Origin of the sequence: Flavobacterium rakeshii (assembly GCF_009741375.1) — a bacterium.
GTDB lineage: Bacteria > Bacteroidota > Bacteroidia > Flavobacteriales > Flavobacteriaceae > Flavobacterium > Flavobacterium rakeshii.
In genome coordinates this window covers 113,074-131,238 of the sequence record NZ_WOWP01000001.1, presented here as the reverse complement: position 1 = coordinate 131,238, position 18,165 = coordinate 113,074, and the positions used below count along the sequence as shown (strand labels likewise).

Here is an 18,165-nt window from a genome sequence, read left to right as displayed (position 1 = left end):
GTGTAAGCAAAACACAGCCGCCGTTTAATATGCTACAATCATTATCTATTAAAAATTTTGCTCTTATTGAGCATCTTGATATCGAGTTTTCCAGTAAATTATCTGTAATCACAGGTGAAACAGGAGCCGGTAAATCTATTATTTTAGGTGCACTTGGTTTAATATTGGGTAAACGCGCCGATTTGACATCGCTTAAAGATAAAGAACAAAAATGTGTGGTAGAAGCACATTTTAAAATAAGCGGATACAGTCTTCAGGAATTTTTTCGGGAAAACGACCTCGATTATGAGGATATTACCATAATCAGGAGGGAAATACTTCCTTCTGGTAAATCGCGCGCTTTTGTGAATGATAGTCCGGTTAACCTGCAGGAGTTGCAGGGACTGGGTGATTTCCTTATTGATATACATTCGCAGCAGCAAACCCGCGAACTGTCAGACGAGCAATACCAGCTTCAAATACTGGATGCTATTGGTAAAAATGCCCAGCATCTGGCAGTATACAAAAAACAGCTTACAGCAGTAAGACAGGCACAAAGCGGACTCAAAAAAGCTAAAGAGGAAAAAGAAGCACTTGCTAAGGAGGCCGACTATAATACATTTCTGCTTAATGAGCTTCTTGAGGCTAACCTTAAAGAAGGAGAGCAGGCTGAGCTGGAAGCTGAACTGGAAAAGCTAAGCAATGTTGAGTTTTTAAAGGAATCGCTTTCTAAAGTGCTTTCCATTGCTAACGAGGAGCAAATTGGAGCATTGCAAAATCTGAAAGAGATTAAAAACGCCCTGCAAAAAATAAGTGGAATCAGTAAGCAGTATAACGATTTTCACGAACGTATTTCTAGTCTGCTTATAGAATTTGATGACATAAGCAACGAGGTGTCTCAGGATGCAGAAAATTTGGCAGACGACCCTCAGCAACTGGAACTGGTGAACCAAAAATTACAGTTAATATACAGCCTGCAAAAAAAGCATAATGTAGCTACGGTTGAAGAGCTTATTGCTATTCGTGAAGACTTAGATGGCAAAGTGCTTAAAGCAGATGAGCTGGACGAGTCTATCAACAGGCTTGAAGCCGAGCTGGAAAAAGCAAAAGCTAATGCTGATGCAACGGCACTTGTAATGTTTGAAAACAGGCAACAAGCTATCCCTGTGTTAACCGACAGGGTTATGGCGATATTGGCACAACTTGGAATGCCAAACGCACGCTTTAATTTTGATATTATCCATAAGGATACTTATCAGCCAAATGGTAAGGATGAAATAAACCTGCTGTTTTCAGCTAATAAGGGAACTGATTTTGGATTGCTTAAAAAAGTGGCTTCCGGAGGGGAAATGTCCAGAATTATGCTTGCGGTAAAAGCAGTACTGGCCGATTATTCTCAGCTTCCCACTATTATTTTTGATGAGATTGATACCGGAGTTTCGGGTGAGGTAGCTAATAAAATGGGTGACATCATGAAGGTAATGAGTAGTGATATGCAGGTATTTGCTATTACCCACCTGCCTCAAATTGCCGGGAAAGGTGCTCAGCATTATAAAGTATTTAAAAGTATACAGGGAGATACCACAGTATCTGAACTTAAGCTTTTGTCTGAGGATGAAAGGATTAGGGAGATTGCCGAAATGCTTTCGGGTAAAGATATTACCGATTCGGCTCTTAACCACGCCAGAGCGTTGCTCAACTGAAAAAACAGGTTATATTTGTAGTGAAATAATTGCATTTGATAAAAAATACTTGAGGGTATGATTATAGAACCAAGAATGAGAGGATTTATTTGCTTAACTGCCCACCCAACGGGAGCTGAGCAAAACGTAAAAAATCAAATTGAATATGTAAAGTCTAAAGGAGTCATAAACGGTGCTAAAAAAGTACTTGTTATTGGTGCTTCTACCGGATTCGGACTTTCATCAAGAATTACCAGCGCATTTGGTAGTGACGCATCTACAATAGGTGTGTTCTTTGAAAAAGCACCAAGCGAAGGTAAACCGGGATCACCGGGATGGTATAATTCGGCAGCTTTTGAAAAAGAAGCTCACAAAGCCGGTTTATATGCAAAAAGCGTTAATGGTGATGCTTTCTCAAACGAAATTAAAAAACAAACAATAGATCTTATTAAGGAAGATTTAGGTCAGGTAGACTTAGTGATATACAGCCTTGCTTCTCCGGTACGTACTCATCCTGATACAGGTGTAACTCACCGTAGCGTACTTAAGCCTATTGGCGGAGTATTTAGTAATAAAACGGTAGACTTCCATACCGGTAAGGTTTCAGAGATTTCTATCGAGCCATGTAAGGACGATGATATTGAAAACACGGTAACCGTAATGGGTGGTGAAGACTGGGCTATGTGGATGAAAGCACTTAAAGATGCCGGAGCACTTGCCGATGGAGCACTTACAGTGGCTTATTCTTATATAGGGCCTGCACTTACAGAACCGGTTTACAGAAAAGGTACTATTGGTCGTGCAAAAGATCATCTTGAAGCTACAGCATTCGAAATTTCAGATGCGCTTAAAGATATAAACGGTAAAGCATTTGTATCGGTAAATAAAGCATTAGTAACTCAGGCGAGTTCGGCTATACCGGTAATTCCGTTATACATTTCATTACTTTACAAAACCATGAAAGAAGCAGGTCTTCATGAAGGTACTGTAGAGCAAATGCAGCGTTTATATGCCGACAGACTTTATACAAATGGTGCTGTTCCTGTAGATGAGAAAGGACGTATTAGAATAGACGACTGGGAAATGCGAGATGATATTCAGCAAAGAGTTGCCGAACTTTGGGAACAGGCTACAACCGAGAACCTAAATGAAATTGGTGATCTTGAAGGATACAGAAAAGATTTTTACAACCTGTTTGGTTTTGACTACGAAGGAGTAGATTATAAAGCCGATGTAAATGAGGTTGTGCCTATTGAAAGTATACAATAAAGCATATGGGAAACCCTGCAATTTGCAGGGTTTTTTGTTTCTAACCAAAATAAATTAAATTATGAATAATCTGTTAAAAGGTAAAAGAGGTATTATTACCGGAGCTTTAGATAAAAATTCTATTGCATGGAAAATTGCCGAAAAGGCTCATGAACAGGGAGCAACTTTTGTGTTAACTAATGCTCCTATAGCCATGAGAATGGGAGAGATTAACGAGCTTGCCGAAAAAACCGGTTCACAAATAATCCCTGCAGATGCTACTAATACTGAGGATTTAGAGAACTTATATACTAAGGCTCAGGAGATACTGGGAGGTAAAATAGACTTTGTGCTTCACTCTATAGGTATGAGTGTAAACATTCGTAAAAACATACCTTATGTAGACTCTAACTATGATTATTTTATGAAAGGTGTAGATGTTTCGGCACTATCACTACACAAAATGCTTAGTGTTGCTAAACACCTGGATGCTATTAACGAAGGGGGTAGTGTGGTAGCACTAACATACATGGCAGCTCAAAGAACTTATCCTTTCTATACAGATATGGCAGATATTAAAGCTATGCTCGAATCTATTGCCAGAAGCTTTGGTTACCACTATGGAGTAGAGAAAAAAGTACGTATTAATACGGTGTCACAGTCACCTACAAAAACAACGGCAGGTACCGGTATTAAAGGGTTTAACGACTTTTATGATTATGCAGATGCTATTGCTCCGCTGGGTAATGCAGATGCCGAATCGTGTGCAGATTACTGTATAACACTTTTCTCAGATCTTACCAGGATGGTAACCATGCAAAATTTATTTCATGACGGAGGGTACTCTTCTACCGGAGTAAGTGCAAAAGTTATGGATATGTTATATCCTGAACATGAATAATTTTTAACCTTTTATGGTATATTATACAATAAGTCCCCTAGTGGGACTTTTTTTTGTTGTTTTTGTTATTTTATTTAGTTTTTAATAAAAATGTCTGTTAAAAAATTAACACAAAAACATTATTTAAAAAATAAATATTTAGAAATAAAAGGGATATTGTGTAAAAAATGTAATGAAATGTAACAAAATCAATTTTTTTAATAAAAATGTCACTTATTGTTATATTGTTAATTTTTTAGGGTAAAAAATTATAATTTTATTAACAATTAATTAAAACTTGATGTTACATGAAAAAAACTACATTCAAAAGCTTCTGGCAAAGAGGTTGTAAAGGGTGGATTATGTCTGCCACTTACTTACTTCTTATGTTAGGAGCTACAAAAACTTTTTCTCAGGCGGATTTATATTCGTTTGTTCAATCTAACGGTGTGTACACCCCAATAACGGGAGGTACGCTTATTACATCCGCTACAGACTATTCACCTTCTTTGGATAGTTATTCTTCAGGCGAGCTAACCCTGCCAACAGCTTTTAACTTTGCAGGCACATCTTACTCCACCTTTTATGTAACCAGTAATGGTCAGGTACAATTAGGGGGAAGCAGTGCACCTTCTAGTTTTAATTATCGTGTTATAAGCAGTAATACTGGTAATAACGTGTTTTTGGCTCCGTTCTCAGGAGATTTAGGGGCTGGTGCATCCGGTTCTGCAACTATACGTTGGGAACAGGTAGGTGATGAGGTTGTAATCCAGTGGACAAATTTTAGGAGATACCTTAAATCAGAGAGTTTTAACTTTCAGGCACGTTTAAACACTGTAACAGGTGTTATAAAATTTGTGTATGATGGTACTCCTCCTTATGCTGCTAGTACTGATTATCAACCACAGCTTGGAATTAAAAGTTCTACATCAAACTATGTTTGCTTAACTGTTGCTACTGATGGTGACTGGAACGCTCCTTCTCAAATTACTACAGGAGTTAGTGGCTCATCTATAGCATCGTTTAATGGAGCTTTAGGGTTTACAAGTGGATTAACTTATACTTTTAACCCTCCGCCACCATGTACAGGTGTTCCTGATGGTGGAACAGCTAATGATCCTGCTGTACGTTATGTATGTGCAGGTGCTACGCCATCGGCTATAACTGTATCTGGTGCGTCTGGATTAGTAGAGCCTGGTATTGCTTATCAGTGGCAGGAATCTACAGATGCCGGTGCTAACTGGGCTAACGCTACAGGAGGTACAGGTGCAACCACAGCTAGTTATACTCCGGCAGTTTATGCAGGTGCAGATATTCAGTACCGTTTAAAAGTTACCTGTACAAACAGTGCCGAAGAGGCTTACTCTACAGCAGTAACATTAACTCCACAAATTGCTCCTGCTACACAGGCTTCTGCTTTAGTAACAGGAAATATTGGTTTTTCTTCTATGGCACTTAGCTGGACTAATGGTGATGGCGGACGCAGAATGGTTGTAGTTAGTGATACACCAATTACAGATCCAACAGATGGTGTAGGTATTGCTGCTTATGCTGCAAACAGTACTTTTGCCGGTGCTGGTCAGCAAATTGTTTATGATGGTACAGGTACATCAGTAACTGTTTCAGGTTTATCTTGTGGTACAATGTATTATACTAAAGTGTATGAATACAACCGCTGTGGTGCTGATCCATACAATACTTTAATTAATGTATCTACTGATACTAATGCTTTAACAGTAAATGTACCGGGTGTTGCTGCGGCTTTACCTGTTGTAAATAATTTTACTGATTTTGTTGATGCTAACCTTGGTGCTGTTGTACCGGGATGGTTTGAGGCTTCAATTACTACATCTGGTGGTACAGCGCCAACAAATGCTAACCCTTCTGGGGTAACTTCAAGTTGGACAGGTAGTACTAGTTTAGGTGTTAAAACAGCAAAAATCAATTTATATACTAATACCAGAAACTCATGGATAATAAGTCCTAAAATTGCACTTACTGTAAATTCAAGACTTAAGTTTAAAGCGGCTATTAGTAACTATAACAGTGGTGGCGTGGATCCGGAAGGAATGCAGGGTACTGATGATAAAGTTAACGTACTTGTTAGTACTGACTGTGGTGCTACATGGACTTCTCTTTATGTCTTTGAAGCAGCTAATACAGCTACTTTAAGTAACTCACTTACTGATTTTACTTTACCACTTACTGATTTTGTAGGACAAACAATTCAGATAGGTTTCCAGGGTACAGATGGACCTGCGGATGACGCACCGGATTATGATTTCCATATTACAAACATACTTGTAGAGGAAACTCCGTCTTGTGATGTTCCTGTAGTGGCAGCTCCGGCTAGCGTTACTAAAAATGGAGTATCACTTTCATGGGAAGCTCCTACGGTAGGCGTTCCTACTGGTTATGAGTATGCAGTTGTTACTACAGATACTGCTCCTGCTTCAGGAGATATGACTACAGAAACTTCTGTAGATGTTACAGGGCTTACACCGTCTACAATGTACTATGTATATGTAAGAACAGAGTGTACAGATGTTTATAGTGACTGGAGTGTGGCTCAGGTATTTACTACTATGTGTGATTACCCTGAAGTGCTTACTACAGAAGGAGGCTCTGTTTGCGGACAGGGTGAGGCAGAACTTTCTGCAACTGCTGAGCTTGATGGTGTGTTAAGCTGGTATGATAGTGCCGAAGGCGGTACTATGTTAGGGCAGGGCGAATCATTTACAACTCCTTTAGTTACAGAAACTACTGATTTTTATGTAAGTGCAGGTTCTCCAATTGCCGATACAGATGCAACTCTTGGAGCTGGTGGAAGTACTAGTTCAAGTGGTGGTAGCTCTCCATACTATCATGGTTGGGGTGGTGTTAAAACACAATATATAATTAAAGCTTCTGATTTACAGGCAGCAGGTTTATCTGCCGGACCTATTAACTCGATAGCCTTTACTATTACTTCTTTAGGTACTCCTACTTTCAATAACTTCGCTGTAAGTGTAGGTACTACAACTCAAAGTGAAGCTACAACAACTCATGTTGATGGTTTAACACAGGTGTATACTAATGCGGCTCAACCATTAACTGTAGGTGTTAATACGTATGCATTTACTACTCCGTTTGCTTGGGATGGTTCAAGCAACGTTGTGGTACAGGTTTGTTACAGCAATGTAAACTTCGGAGGTACATCATCAACAGTATTGTATGACAATGCAGGATATACCGGTACAACTTATACTTATGCAGATAACCAAACTGCTGCCGATATTTGTGCAGCAACTACAGGTAGTGTAGGTGAATCTGGTAATACAACTACAAGCTCAAACAGAGCTCAAATGATAATTAATGGTACAGCTATATGTTCAAGCCCAAGAATGGCAGTTACAGCTACTGTAACTGATGCTCCAGATGTTGTTCTTGTAGCTAGTGAGCCATCAATATGTGAGGGTGAGAGTACAGATATTTCGGTATCCAGTGACAACCTGAACTACGAGTATGTATGGATGCCTGGTAACTTAGCTGGTGCTATGCAAACAGTATCTCCGGTAGAAACTACTACTTATGTGGTAACAGCTACAGATCCTGATTCTGGTTGTGTAGAGGTAGGAGAGATAACAATTGTGGTTAATCCGCTTCCTTCAGCAGTTTCTGTTACTCCTGATATGGCAGACGTTTGTCAAAACTCAGTAGTTGCGCTTGCTGCTACAGGAGGTAGTACAATTATTGCACAGGAATATTGTGAAATTTCAATGAACAATCCAGGTGCATCTGGTGATTATCTAAACAACTTCTCGTTTGCAAATATTGTTAATAATGCTTCGGGCGATGCAGCTGCTGATTATACCTATTACAGTGCGCTTACAGCAAACGTTACCGGTGGTGATACTTATACAGTATCAATGCAAACAGGTAGTGCAAACTGGAGTCAATATCTAAGAATTTGGATTGATTACAACCAAGATGGTGTTTACAGCGAAGACGAAAGTGTATTTACAACCACATCGGGTGTAACTTCATCTACAACTGTAACTGCAGATATAACTATACCTACTACAGCTTTTAACGGTACTACAAGAATGAGAGTACTATGTAGTTATGATAACCAATCTTTAGCAACATCATCATGTGCATGGACAGGTTTTGGTGAGTATGAAGAGTATAATGTAAACATTACAGGTGCTACTAATGCTGTAGATTACATTTGGTCACCACAAGCCGGATTATATTCTGATGAGGCAGCTACAGTACCTTATATGGGTGAGCCTGCAGCTACAGTATATTATTATGCTACGGCAGATGCTAACTATACAGTTACTGTAACAAGCGAATTTGGTTGTTCGGTTTCTACATCAACAGATCTTACAATTGTTGTAACTCCGGCTCCAACAGCCGAGGCTTCTCAAATATTCTGTGCAGGTGCTACTGTGGCAGATTTAACTGCAGAAGGTGAAATGGTTAACTGGTACTATTCTGCTACTGGCGGAAATGCATTGGCAGAAACTGTAATGCTTAACGATGCTACAATGTACTATGCTACACAAACAGTTAACGGATGTGAAAGTGTTGAAAGGGTAGCAGTAACAGCTACAGTAAATACTACACCATCTCCGGCTGTAGATGAGTATGTACAATTGATATGTAACTCAGGTACTATAGCCGATTTAATGGCAACAGGTACAGATGTACAATGGTATGCAGATTTTGAAGGTGGCGAACCTTTAGCTCCAGAAACAGAACTTGAGGCAGGTGTTGCTCTATACTTTGCGTCTCAAACTATAGATGGTTGTGAAAGCCTTATAAGAACTCCGGTAGCTGTGTTTGTTAATGTTGTTGAAACTCCAATGGCCGATGCTCAACAGACTTTTTGTGGAAGCGCTACTGTAGCCGATTTAATGGCTGATGGTGATGATATTATGTGGTATGCAGATGAAACTGGTGGTGAGCCTCTTGCTGCTGAGACAGAATTAATGGATGGCGGTATGTACTATGCAGCCATGATGTATGAAGGATGTGAAAGTGCTGTAAGAGCTGCTGTTACTGTAACAATTACTGTTGTTGTGGAGCTTGAAGGCGAGCAAACGCAGGAAGTAGCTGTAGACCCGGGAGTAGATGCTGTTATAGGAGACTTAGTAGTAACTGCTCAGGAAGGTGCCGAGGTGAACTGGTATGCTTCTATGGAAGATGCAATGAACGGTGAAAATCCACTTTCTTCTGATTTTGTTTTAACATCAGGGAATACCTATTATGCTGTACAATCTATAGGTGATTGTAGTAGTGCACCGTTTGCAGTAACGGTATCTGTAACACTTGATGCAAGGGACTTTGAGGCAGCTAACTTTAGCTACTGGCCAAATCCGGTAAAAGATGTACTTAATATCTCTTACTCGTCAAGCATAACATCGGCTACAGTATACAATTTATTAGGACAACCGGTTATGTCACAACAAATAAATGCATTACAGGGAACTATTAATATGAGTGGTCTTTCAGACGGTAGCTACATAATAATAGTAAAAACAGATAATGCATCAAAAACTATTAAAGTTATCAAAAAACAATAGTTTGTTAAATTGATTAAACAACCTCTGTAGAGGGGTTGTTTATGAATTTACTGTAAAAGCCACCTAGTTTTAGGTGGCTTTTTTGTATTTTAAATTAAACAATTTAATGTTTTTTTAACATTTGCTTAAATTCATAACATTTTATGATTATTGATTAATTGAATTTTTAATTAAAAATAAACTTTAACAGTTAATTTTTATTAAAATATGGTAATCGTGATTATTTTGATAAAAAACTTGCTAAATGTTAAAAATAAAACTTTTTGTAAGTAGTTTTTTATATTTTTAGCAAACTAATTAATTAAAACCAAATTATTCATGAAAAGAATTACCTTACCGGCTAATTTCCGGCCTTATCACGGAAATGTAGTCGTAAATCGGTATTCCCGATTTTTACTCTTTTTCGTAATGCTGTTAATGGGCTATACAGCAAAATCACAAATTTATCATCACACAGATTGGGAAGATAATTTAAGTGGATGGCAATCTTCCGGTACTTCCGGTAGCTTTAGTACAACTACTGCATCGTCATGTTCAGGTGCTAAGGCGGCAAGGGCTAATATTTATAATGAAAATTATACTTATTTCAGATCACCTGAATTATTACAATCTGACGGGTCTGAAGCTACCTTTACTTACAGTTTTAAATTAACTAAATATTTTCCTTCTACAGATCCTGCTTTAGGTGGAGAATTTACTATCGATGTACAATGGACTAATAATCTTGATGGTACATGGACAACTCTTGAGACTATTGATAACTCCAATTATGTATCTACTACAGATTGTGCCGAAAGAACAGTAACATTTACACCAGCCAGTGGCGATACGGTGTATGTTAGGTTTGTAGGAACTGCAATTGGTGATGCCGATTTGTATTTTTATTTTGATAACGTAACCATTACTCAAACTACATGTATACCACCTTCAGGTTTAGTGTTAGATGATTTGGTTGCAGGAGAAGTGTCGTGGACAGCTCCTGATTCAGCTCCTTCGGGAGGATATGATTACTATCTTTCAATTACAGATGTAACTCCTGATTCTGCAACAGTACCTACAGGTGCATCTACAGAGACTTCTGCAACCTTGACCACAACACCGGGTGTACATAATTATTTTTGGGTAAGAAGCAACTGTGAAGGCGAGTTGTCTCCATGGATTGGTCCGCTTACATTCTATGCGCCTCAGGTACCGGCAACGTTACCGTTTGAGGAAGATTTTGAAGATGTTTCAGGCATGGCAATTTTTAATGGTGATGAAACCAATAAATGGTACATTGGTTCGGTTGTGAACAACGGCGGATCTAATTCGTTATATATATCTTCTGACGATAATGTTACAAATGGTTATGTTAATAGCCAAACTACAAGAGTACACTCTTTTAGGGATATTAGTGTGCCTGCAGGTGTTACTGAGTTAAAAGTTTCTTTTGACTGGAAAGCCGGAGGTGAAGACGGTTATGATTACTTAAAAGTATGGGCTGTTCCGGTAACGTTTGTTCCAACTCCGGGATCAGCAATTTTAACTTCAAACGGAATTGCCGTTTCAGGTAATCTATCCGGTAACGGTGAAGCGTTTCAGCTTGCAGAATATTTTGTAAATGTTGAAGATTATGCAGGTCAGTCATTAAGATTGATATTTGAATGGAGAAATGACGGTAGTGGTGGTGTAAACCCATCAGCCGCTGTAGATAATATCAGTATTGAAGAGGTTACATGTTTTCCTCCTTCTGAACTTGAAGATGTTGTAACCACAGAAAATGTTACTTTATCATGGACAGCTGCAGATCCTGTTCCTGCTTCAGGTTATGATTATTACTATTCTACAGAAAACACAGCACCTAATACAGCTACTACACCTACAGGAAATTCAACAGAAACAAGTATTTTACTTGATGAGCTGGATGGTAATACAATATACTACTATTGGGTAAGAAGCAATTGTGGGGGTAGTTTTAGCGAATGGGTTAGCGGAGGTTCATTCCGTACAGAATGTGAAACGGCCACACTGCCATATATGTTTGACTTTACTGATTATACAGGTAGTACAGGAAGTACTTGTTGGAAAGAAAAAACAGGTGAGTTGGGTACTGCTGTAACTTTAACAGGTACTTCAAGTAGCTGGACAAGTAATAATTATAACAATTCGACCAATTCTAACGGTACTGCGGCTTATATAAACCTTTATGATACAGATGATGAGTGGATAATTTCTCCGGCTCTTGATCTTGGAGACGGTTCTGTAACTTACCAGTTGGAGTTTGATGCTTCCGTAATCCCATGGAGTGGTAGTGATGCTGTTACAGATATGGAAGATAAATATGCAAAAGTAGTTGTTTCAACTGATGGCGGATTAACATGGGATGAGGCTAATGTACTTACTACTTTTGATAATGATAATATACCGGCAGGCGGCGTACACCAAATTATCTCTTTAGAAGGATATACAGGTGTTGTTAGAATAGGTTTTTACGGACATAGTGATGATGACGCTCCTGATTTAAGATTTTATATAGACAATTTTAAGGTAGATGTACAGCCTGATTGTGCTTTACCGGAAAGTTTAGTATTTACCGGCGCTACAGAAAATTCTGTTTCTGTTTCATGGTCAGCTCCAGAGAATGCTCCTGAAAACGGATACGAATATTTTATTGCTGATACTGATACAGCTCCAGCATCGGATTTTGATCTTGTAGATAATACAGAGCAAACTGAAGCTACTATTGGCGGACTTAACGCTGGTGAGACTTACTATTTTTGGGTAAGATCGGTTTGTGCGGTAAGTGTTTTCAGTGAATGGGTTGGTCCGTTTGAAGTAGCTACTTTATGTGATTCTCCGGATATTGAATCAGTTAATGCAACACCAATATGTGGTGTGGGTACTTCTACTATAACAGCAGATGTTTCGGGAGGTACTGTAAAATGGTATACTCAGGAAGTTGGAGGTCCTGTAATAGCTACAGGTGCAACGTTTGAAACACCGGAACTGACAGAAACTACTACTTACTATGTAACAGCAGTTAATGAAGGTATTGCTCAGGGTGGCGGAGCTAGGGTTTCTACCGCTTCTACAGACTCTACAACTCCATCTAACTATGGGTTAGTGTTTGATGTTTACAATGATTTTACGCTTAACTCTGTAGATGTATATATTACAGATGATACAGCAGATGATTTAACTATTAAATTATTTAATAGCCAAAGCGAGGAGCTTCAAACTATTACTGTAGAACTACCTGCAGGTGATTCTACTACACCGGTACAGCATACAATAGAGCTTGGATGGATTATTCCTACAGGAACTGGATATAGAATTATGGCTGTAAACGGACCGAATATGGTGCGTGAATTAGGAATAGGCGGTTTCCCATATGCAATTGGTGATGCCGGGGCTGTTACAAATGGCTATGTTTCCGGTTCATCTCCAAACTACTATTATTTCTATAATTGGAACTTTACTGCCGGATGTGCTGCACCTAGGGTAGCTGTTGAAGTTACGGTAACCGATGCTCCAGAGGTTGTTCTTACAGCCTCAAACGATGCTATTTGTGAAGGTGAAAATACTACGCTAACCGTAACAAGTGATAACGAAGGGTATACTTATGTTTGGATGCCTGGTAATTTAGAAGGATCAGAGCAGGTTGTTACTCCTACAGAAACTACTACTTATACTGTTACAGCTACAGATGCAGTTTCAGGATGTGTTACATCACAAACAATTACTATAAATGTTAATCCGCTACCGCAAAACTTTGATTTAGGAGCAGATATGGAAGTTTGTATTAATAACGGTCCAGTAGCAATTACTGCTCAGGGAGGTAATGTACTTGGAGTTATTCTTGAAGAAGGATTTAATGAATCAACAAATAACTGGACAACTATAAACAACTCAACAGGAGGTACTGTTGCAAATGCAGCCTGGACACTGCGTGAAGACGGTTATACAGTACCAAGTTATTCAGCTGTAAGCAGCGATGATAACTCACAGTTCTATTTGTCAAATAGTGATTCACAGGGCTTAGGAGGTTCAACTTCTACAATTCTTCAGTCACCGGCATTTAGTACAGAAGGATACGTGGATGTTTCGGTAGCATTTAGTCATTTCTTTAGGGAACCATCAGCAGGTTCTTCAGAAGGTACGGTTGAGGTGTCATTAAACGGTACTGACTGGACTATTCTTGAAACATATGATAGTAATACAGGTAATTATACAGAATTTGCTTCAGAGAGTGTAGTTTTAACAGAAGCATTTTTAGATCAGGAAACAGTATATGTTAGATTTAAATTTGAAGGAAACTGGAGATATTTCTGGGCTATAGATAATGTAAATATTTCCGGTAGTCAGGAAGGTGTTGTAGTATGGGAACCGGCAGAAGGCCTATATCTTGATGAAGATGCAACTATTGCATATACTCAAGGTACAGATGCACAGGTTGTGTATACACTTCCTGCAAATACTGTAGAATATACAGCGACAGTAACGAGTCCGTTTGGATGTACAGCTACGGCTACCGTTGAGCTCACCCCAATAGAAACACCAGTTCCTGTTGTAGATGCAGAACAGGAGTTTTGTAATGGTGCTACAGTAATAGATCTTGTTGCCGATGGTAACGATATACAGTGGTATGCAAACCAAACAGAAGGTGAAGCTCTTACAGAAGAAACAGTTTTAGAGACTGCAACATACTATGTATCACAACTGGTTAACGGATGTGAAAGTGAAAGAGTAGCAGTTGATGTTACGATTAATGTAACAGCAGTTCCTGTTGTAGATGCAGAGCAGGAGTTTTGTAACAGTGCTACAGTAGCAGATCTTATTGCCGATGGTAATGATATACAGTGGTATGCAAACGAAACAGAAGGTGAAGTTCTTGCAGAAGAGACGGCTTTAGAGACAGCAACATACTATGTATCTCAATTGGTAAACGGCTGTGAAAGTGAAAGAGTAGCAGTTGCAGTTACAATAAATGTAACTCCGGCTCCACAGGGAGATGAGGTGCAGGTTATTCAAATAGATGATCAAGATGTTGCTACCATTGAAGATATTGAAGTAACAGGTGTAGAAGGCGGTGAAATTACCTGGTATGCAAGCGAAGAAGATGCCCTTGCAGGAGAGAACCCTCTTACAGAAGGTACAGAGGTAGAGAGCGAAACAACTTACTATGCAGTGCAAACTGTAAACGGTTGTAGTAGTGACCCATTTGCTGTAACGGTAACAATTACACTTGATTCTAAAGAGTTTGATTTAGCACAGTTTACTTACTGGCCAAACCCGGTTAGAGATGTATTAACTGTATCTTACTCATCACAAATCACTACAGTTAAAGTGTATAACATGGTAGGACAGGAAGTGCTTTCACAAAAAGTAAACGCTCTTGAGGGTACAATTAACATGAGTGCTCTACAAGACGGTACTTATCTTGTGAATGTTGCTACAGATACTGCAACAAAAACTATAAGGGTGATTAAAAAACAGTAAAACTGTTATAAAGCATACCTTTTAAACATTTGTTTAAAAAAAATAGAAAAGCCACCAGTTTTATGGTGGCTTTTTACTTTTTTAAGACTAACTTTGTTAAAAAAAGCTAGCTTAATGTTTTTCTCTCTTGTTATACCTGTTTACAACAGGCCAGACGAAATACAGGAATTACTGGAAAGCCTTACAGTCCAAACATTTAAATCAGAGTTTGAAGTTGTAATTGTAGAAGATGGTTCTACTGTTACCTGTAAAGATGTTGTTGATAATTACAGCGACAGGCTTAGTGTTTCCTATTATTTTAAGCCAAATAGTGGTCCCGGAGATTCCCGTAATTACGGCATGAGGGTAGCAAAGGGAGATTATTTTATTATCCTGGATTCTGATTGTATACTCCCACCTCAATACATGCAAAGTGTTGCTGATAATCTTGAAAAGCAATATACTGATTGTTTTGGCGGACCCGATGCAGCACTTGATTCTTTTAGTGATGTGCAAAAAGCTATAAACTTCACCATGACTTCTTTTTTAACTACAGGAGGAGTAAGAGGAAAATCAGAAAAAATAGAAAAATTCCAACCCCGCAGTTTTAATATGGGGATTTCCAAAAAAGCCTTTAAAGCTTCGGGAGGTTTTGGGAACATTCACCCGGGTGAAGACCCCGATCTTTCAATACGGCTATGGAAACAGGGATTTACCACCATGCTTTTTAAAGATAGTTATGTATACCACAAACGACGTATAGACTGGAATAAGTTTTATATACAGGTAAATAAGTTTGGAAAAGCAAGACCAATACTTGATGTTTGGCATCCTGAATATAAAAAGCCGGTATTTTTATTTCCGTCACTTTTTATGTTTGGATTACTGCTTTCTCTTATAGTACTGTTAATTAATGTGCATTTTTTTATAGATGTTTATATTTTGTACTTCTGTTTACTGTTTGTACTGTCGGCCATACAAAATAAAAGCCTTAAAATAGGTTTACTTTCGGTTGTGGCAGTTTTTATTCAGTTTTATGGTTACGGCACCGGTTATGCATTGTCACTATATAAAGTACAGTTGTTAAAGCAAAAACCGGAAACAGCATTTCCTAAATTATTTTTTTAATAATATGGGCACAAAAATTATTGGCTTAACGGGAGGTATAGGTAGCGGTAAAAGCACCATGGCAAACTACTTTGCCTCATTAGGTGTGCCGGTATATATAGCCGATGAAGAAGCAAAAAAAATATTATTCCTGCCTGCTGCCGTTGCAGAAGTTAAGGAGGCATTTGGCGAAACAGTTTTTACAAATGGTTTGCCTGATAAAGCCAAATTGGCAGGAGTTGTTTTTAATGATCCCGAAAAGCTTACCATATTAAATAGTATTATTCATCCAAAAGTAAAAGAACATTTTTTGGAATGGGTGAAAATGCATAATTCGCAAAATTTTGTGATAAAGGAAGCCGCAATATTATTTGAAAGCGGGAGTTATAAAGACTGCGATAAAGTAATACTGGTAACGGCTCCTAAAGATCTGAGAGTAAAAAGAGTCATGCAGCGTGACAATGTGACCGAACAACAGGTTTTGAGTAGAATATCAAATCAGTGGGACGAAGAAAAAAAGATTAGTCTAAGTGACTATGTAATACACAATATTGACAGGGATGTAGCTAAAAATGAAGCACATAAAATTTATTCAGAATTGAATATAATGTAAAAAATGTTGTTGTTGTTAATCTTTGGTTAATATATTAAGAGTATAATTGTTAAAATGTTAATTTTGTAATGATGAATAAAACAAGATTCCGGTTATTAGTATTTTTTATGAGCCTGTCATTGATAGGTATCATTTTAGTACAGCTATCCTGGATCAATTCATCATTTAGAAACGGAGAGATACGATTTAAATCTGATGTTCAGCAGGTGTTGAATATAGTTTCATTAAGGCTGGAAACTGCCGAAAAAGAAAATTTTTACAGGTTATATAGTCATATAAGAGATAGTGTTGGACATCCGCCAAATCAGGCTGATTTTGCCAATTATCTTTATAAGGGAAATATAAGAGAGCGAAACAATATAATATACTCAGACATAGTGGCTCAGAGCTACAAAGAAGAGTTGGAGTTTATTGAAGATGCATCGGTTTTAAATAATAATTCTTTAACAGAAAATTCGGGTGAAAATGGCATGACTATTGATGCTGTTAAGCAGTCAATGAATAATGTAAAAAAGGAGAATGAAAAAAAGGAAAACCTTAAAATTCAGCTGCTTTTTGAGTATTATAATGAGGGCAGGCCTATAGAAAGCCGTATCTCTGAAGAGACTTTGGTACGCACACTTAAAGCCGAGATGGAAGGCAGTGGTATTGATACCTATTTTGAATATGTTGTTTATAAAGATGGGCTTGCAACAAAAATGCATTCCAAAGGATTTAGTTTCAATCAGGATAACTATGGTATAACACTGTTTCCGGGTAGTAGTCGTATTGGAGATAAGCCCGTTTACAGGCTAATGATTTGCTTTCCTAATAAGCAAAAGTTTATTTTAACAGAGCTTTTAGGTATAACATCATTATCAATAGTATTTACGTTCATTATTATTATTGCCTATTTAAGTGCTATTAATCAGCTTATTAAACAAAAGCAGATATCGGAAATTAAAACCGATTTCATTAATAATATGACACACGAGTTCAAAACGCCTATTGCAACAATAAACCTTGCTCTGGATGCGATTAAGAACCCAAAAATTTTAGGCGATACCGAAAAGGTACAACGGTACCTGCAAATGATAAGGGAAGAGAACAAAAGGATGCACTCTCAGGTAGAAAATGTACTTCAAATCTCTAAACTGGACAGAAAAGAATTAGACCTGAGTAAAGATCAGGCCGATATACACGATATAATTGAAGATGCTATAGAGCACGTTCATTTAATTATTGAAGCAAGGGAAGGGCAGTTAACCCGCCATTTCCATGCAACCAGAACAACAGTGTTGTTAAACGATGTGCACTTTACTAATGTAATAGTGAATATTCTAGACAATGCTATTAAATATTCTGAAGGTGTACCCGAAATAGATGTTTACACTGAGAACGTAAAGGATTTTGTTTTAATCAAAATTACCGATAAAGGCTTGGGGATGTCTAAAACCACTCAAAAACGAATTTTTGAGAAGTTTTACAGGGAGCACACAGGAGATTTGCACAATGTGAAAGGACACGGATTAGGATTAGCCTACGTTAAGAGGATAATAGATGATCACAACTGTCACATTTACGTAGAAAGTGAAAAAGGTAAAGGCAGTACTTTTATTATAAAGATGCCGCTAATAAATTAAAAAAAGA

Annotated in this window: 8 protein-coding genes; all 8 read left to right on the top strand. The window is 38.1% G+C overall.

The window, feature by feature from the left end:
* Positions 1 to 29 precede the first annotated feature (29 nt).
* The 8 genes from recN (at position 30) to GN157_RS00605 (ending at position 18,158) form a co-directional block, all read left to right on the top strand.
* On the top strand, positions 30 to 1,682 hold the full coding sequence (gene recN / locus GN157_RS00640; RefSeq protein WP_157481213.1) for a DNA repair protein RecN: 1,653 nt from the start codon (positions 30 to 32) through the stop codon (positions 1,680 to 1,682).
* A gap of 57 nt (positions 1,683 to 1,739) precedes the next feature.
* Complete coding sequence (fabV, locus tag GN157_RS00635) at positions 1,740 to 2,930, top strand: enoyl-ACP reductase FabV (protein ID WP_157481212.1); 1,191 nt, start codon at positions 1,740 to 1,742, stop codon at positions 2,928 to 2,930.
* Between the two features lie 61 nt (positions 2,931 to 2,991).
* A complete protein-coding gene (locus tag GN157_RS00630; protein ID WP_157481211.1) occupies positions 2,992 to 3,810 on the top strand; it encodes an enoyl-ACP reductase FabI in 819 nt (272 codons plus the stop codon).
* Positions 3,811 to 4,097: 287 nt separating this feature from the next.
* Entirely contained in the window at positions 4,098 to 9,359 is a 5,262-nt protein-coding gene (locus GN157_RS00625; RefSeq protein WP_157481210.1) for an Ig-like domain-containing protein, read from the top strand.
* Between the two features lie 318 nt (positions 9,360 to 9,677).
* Positions 9,678 to 14,837 carry an Ig-like domain-containing protein gene (locus tag GN157_RS00620; RefSeq protein ID WP_157481209.1) on the top strand — a complete coding sequence of 1,720 codons (5,160 nt, stop codon included), beginning with the start codon at positions 9,678 to 9,680 and terminating at the stop codon, positions 14,835 to 14,837.
* A 114-nt stretch (positions 14,838 to 14,951) separates the two neighbouring features.
* Positions 14,952 to 15,944, top strand: coding sequence for a glycosyltransferase (locus GN157_RS00615; RefSeq protein ID WP_157481208.1), 993 nt, complete (start codon positions 14,952 to 14,954; stop codon positions 15,942 to 15,944).
* Positions 15,945 to 15,948: 4 nt separating this feature from the next.
* On the top strand, positions 15,949 to 16,536 hold the full coding sequence (gene coaE / locus GN157_RS00610) for a dephospho-CoA kinase (RefSeq protein WP_157481206.1): 588 nt from the start codon (positions 15,949 to 15,951) through the stop codon (positions 16,534 to 16,536).
* A gap of 71 nt (positions 16,537 to 16,607) precedes the next feature.
* Positions 16,608 to 18,158 (top strand): sensor histidine kinase, encoded by a 1,551-nt coding sequence (locus GN157_RS00605; RefSeq protein WP_157481280.1) that lies wholly within the window; start codon positions 16,608 to 16,610, stop codon positions 18,156 to 18,158.
* Positions 18,159 to 18,165: the final 7 nt, after the last annotated feature.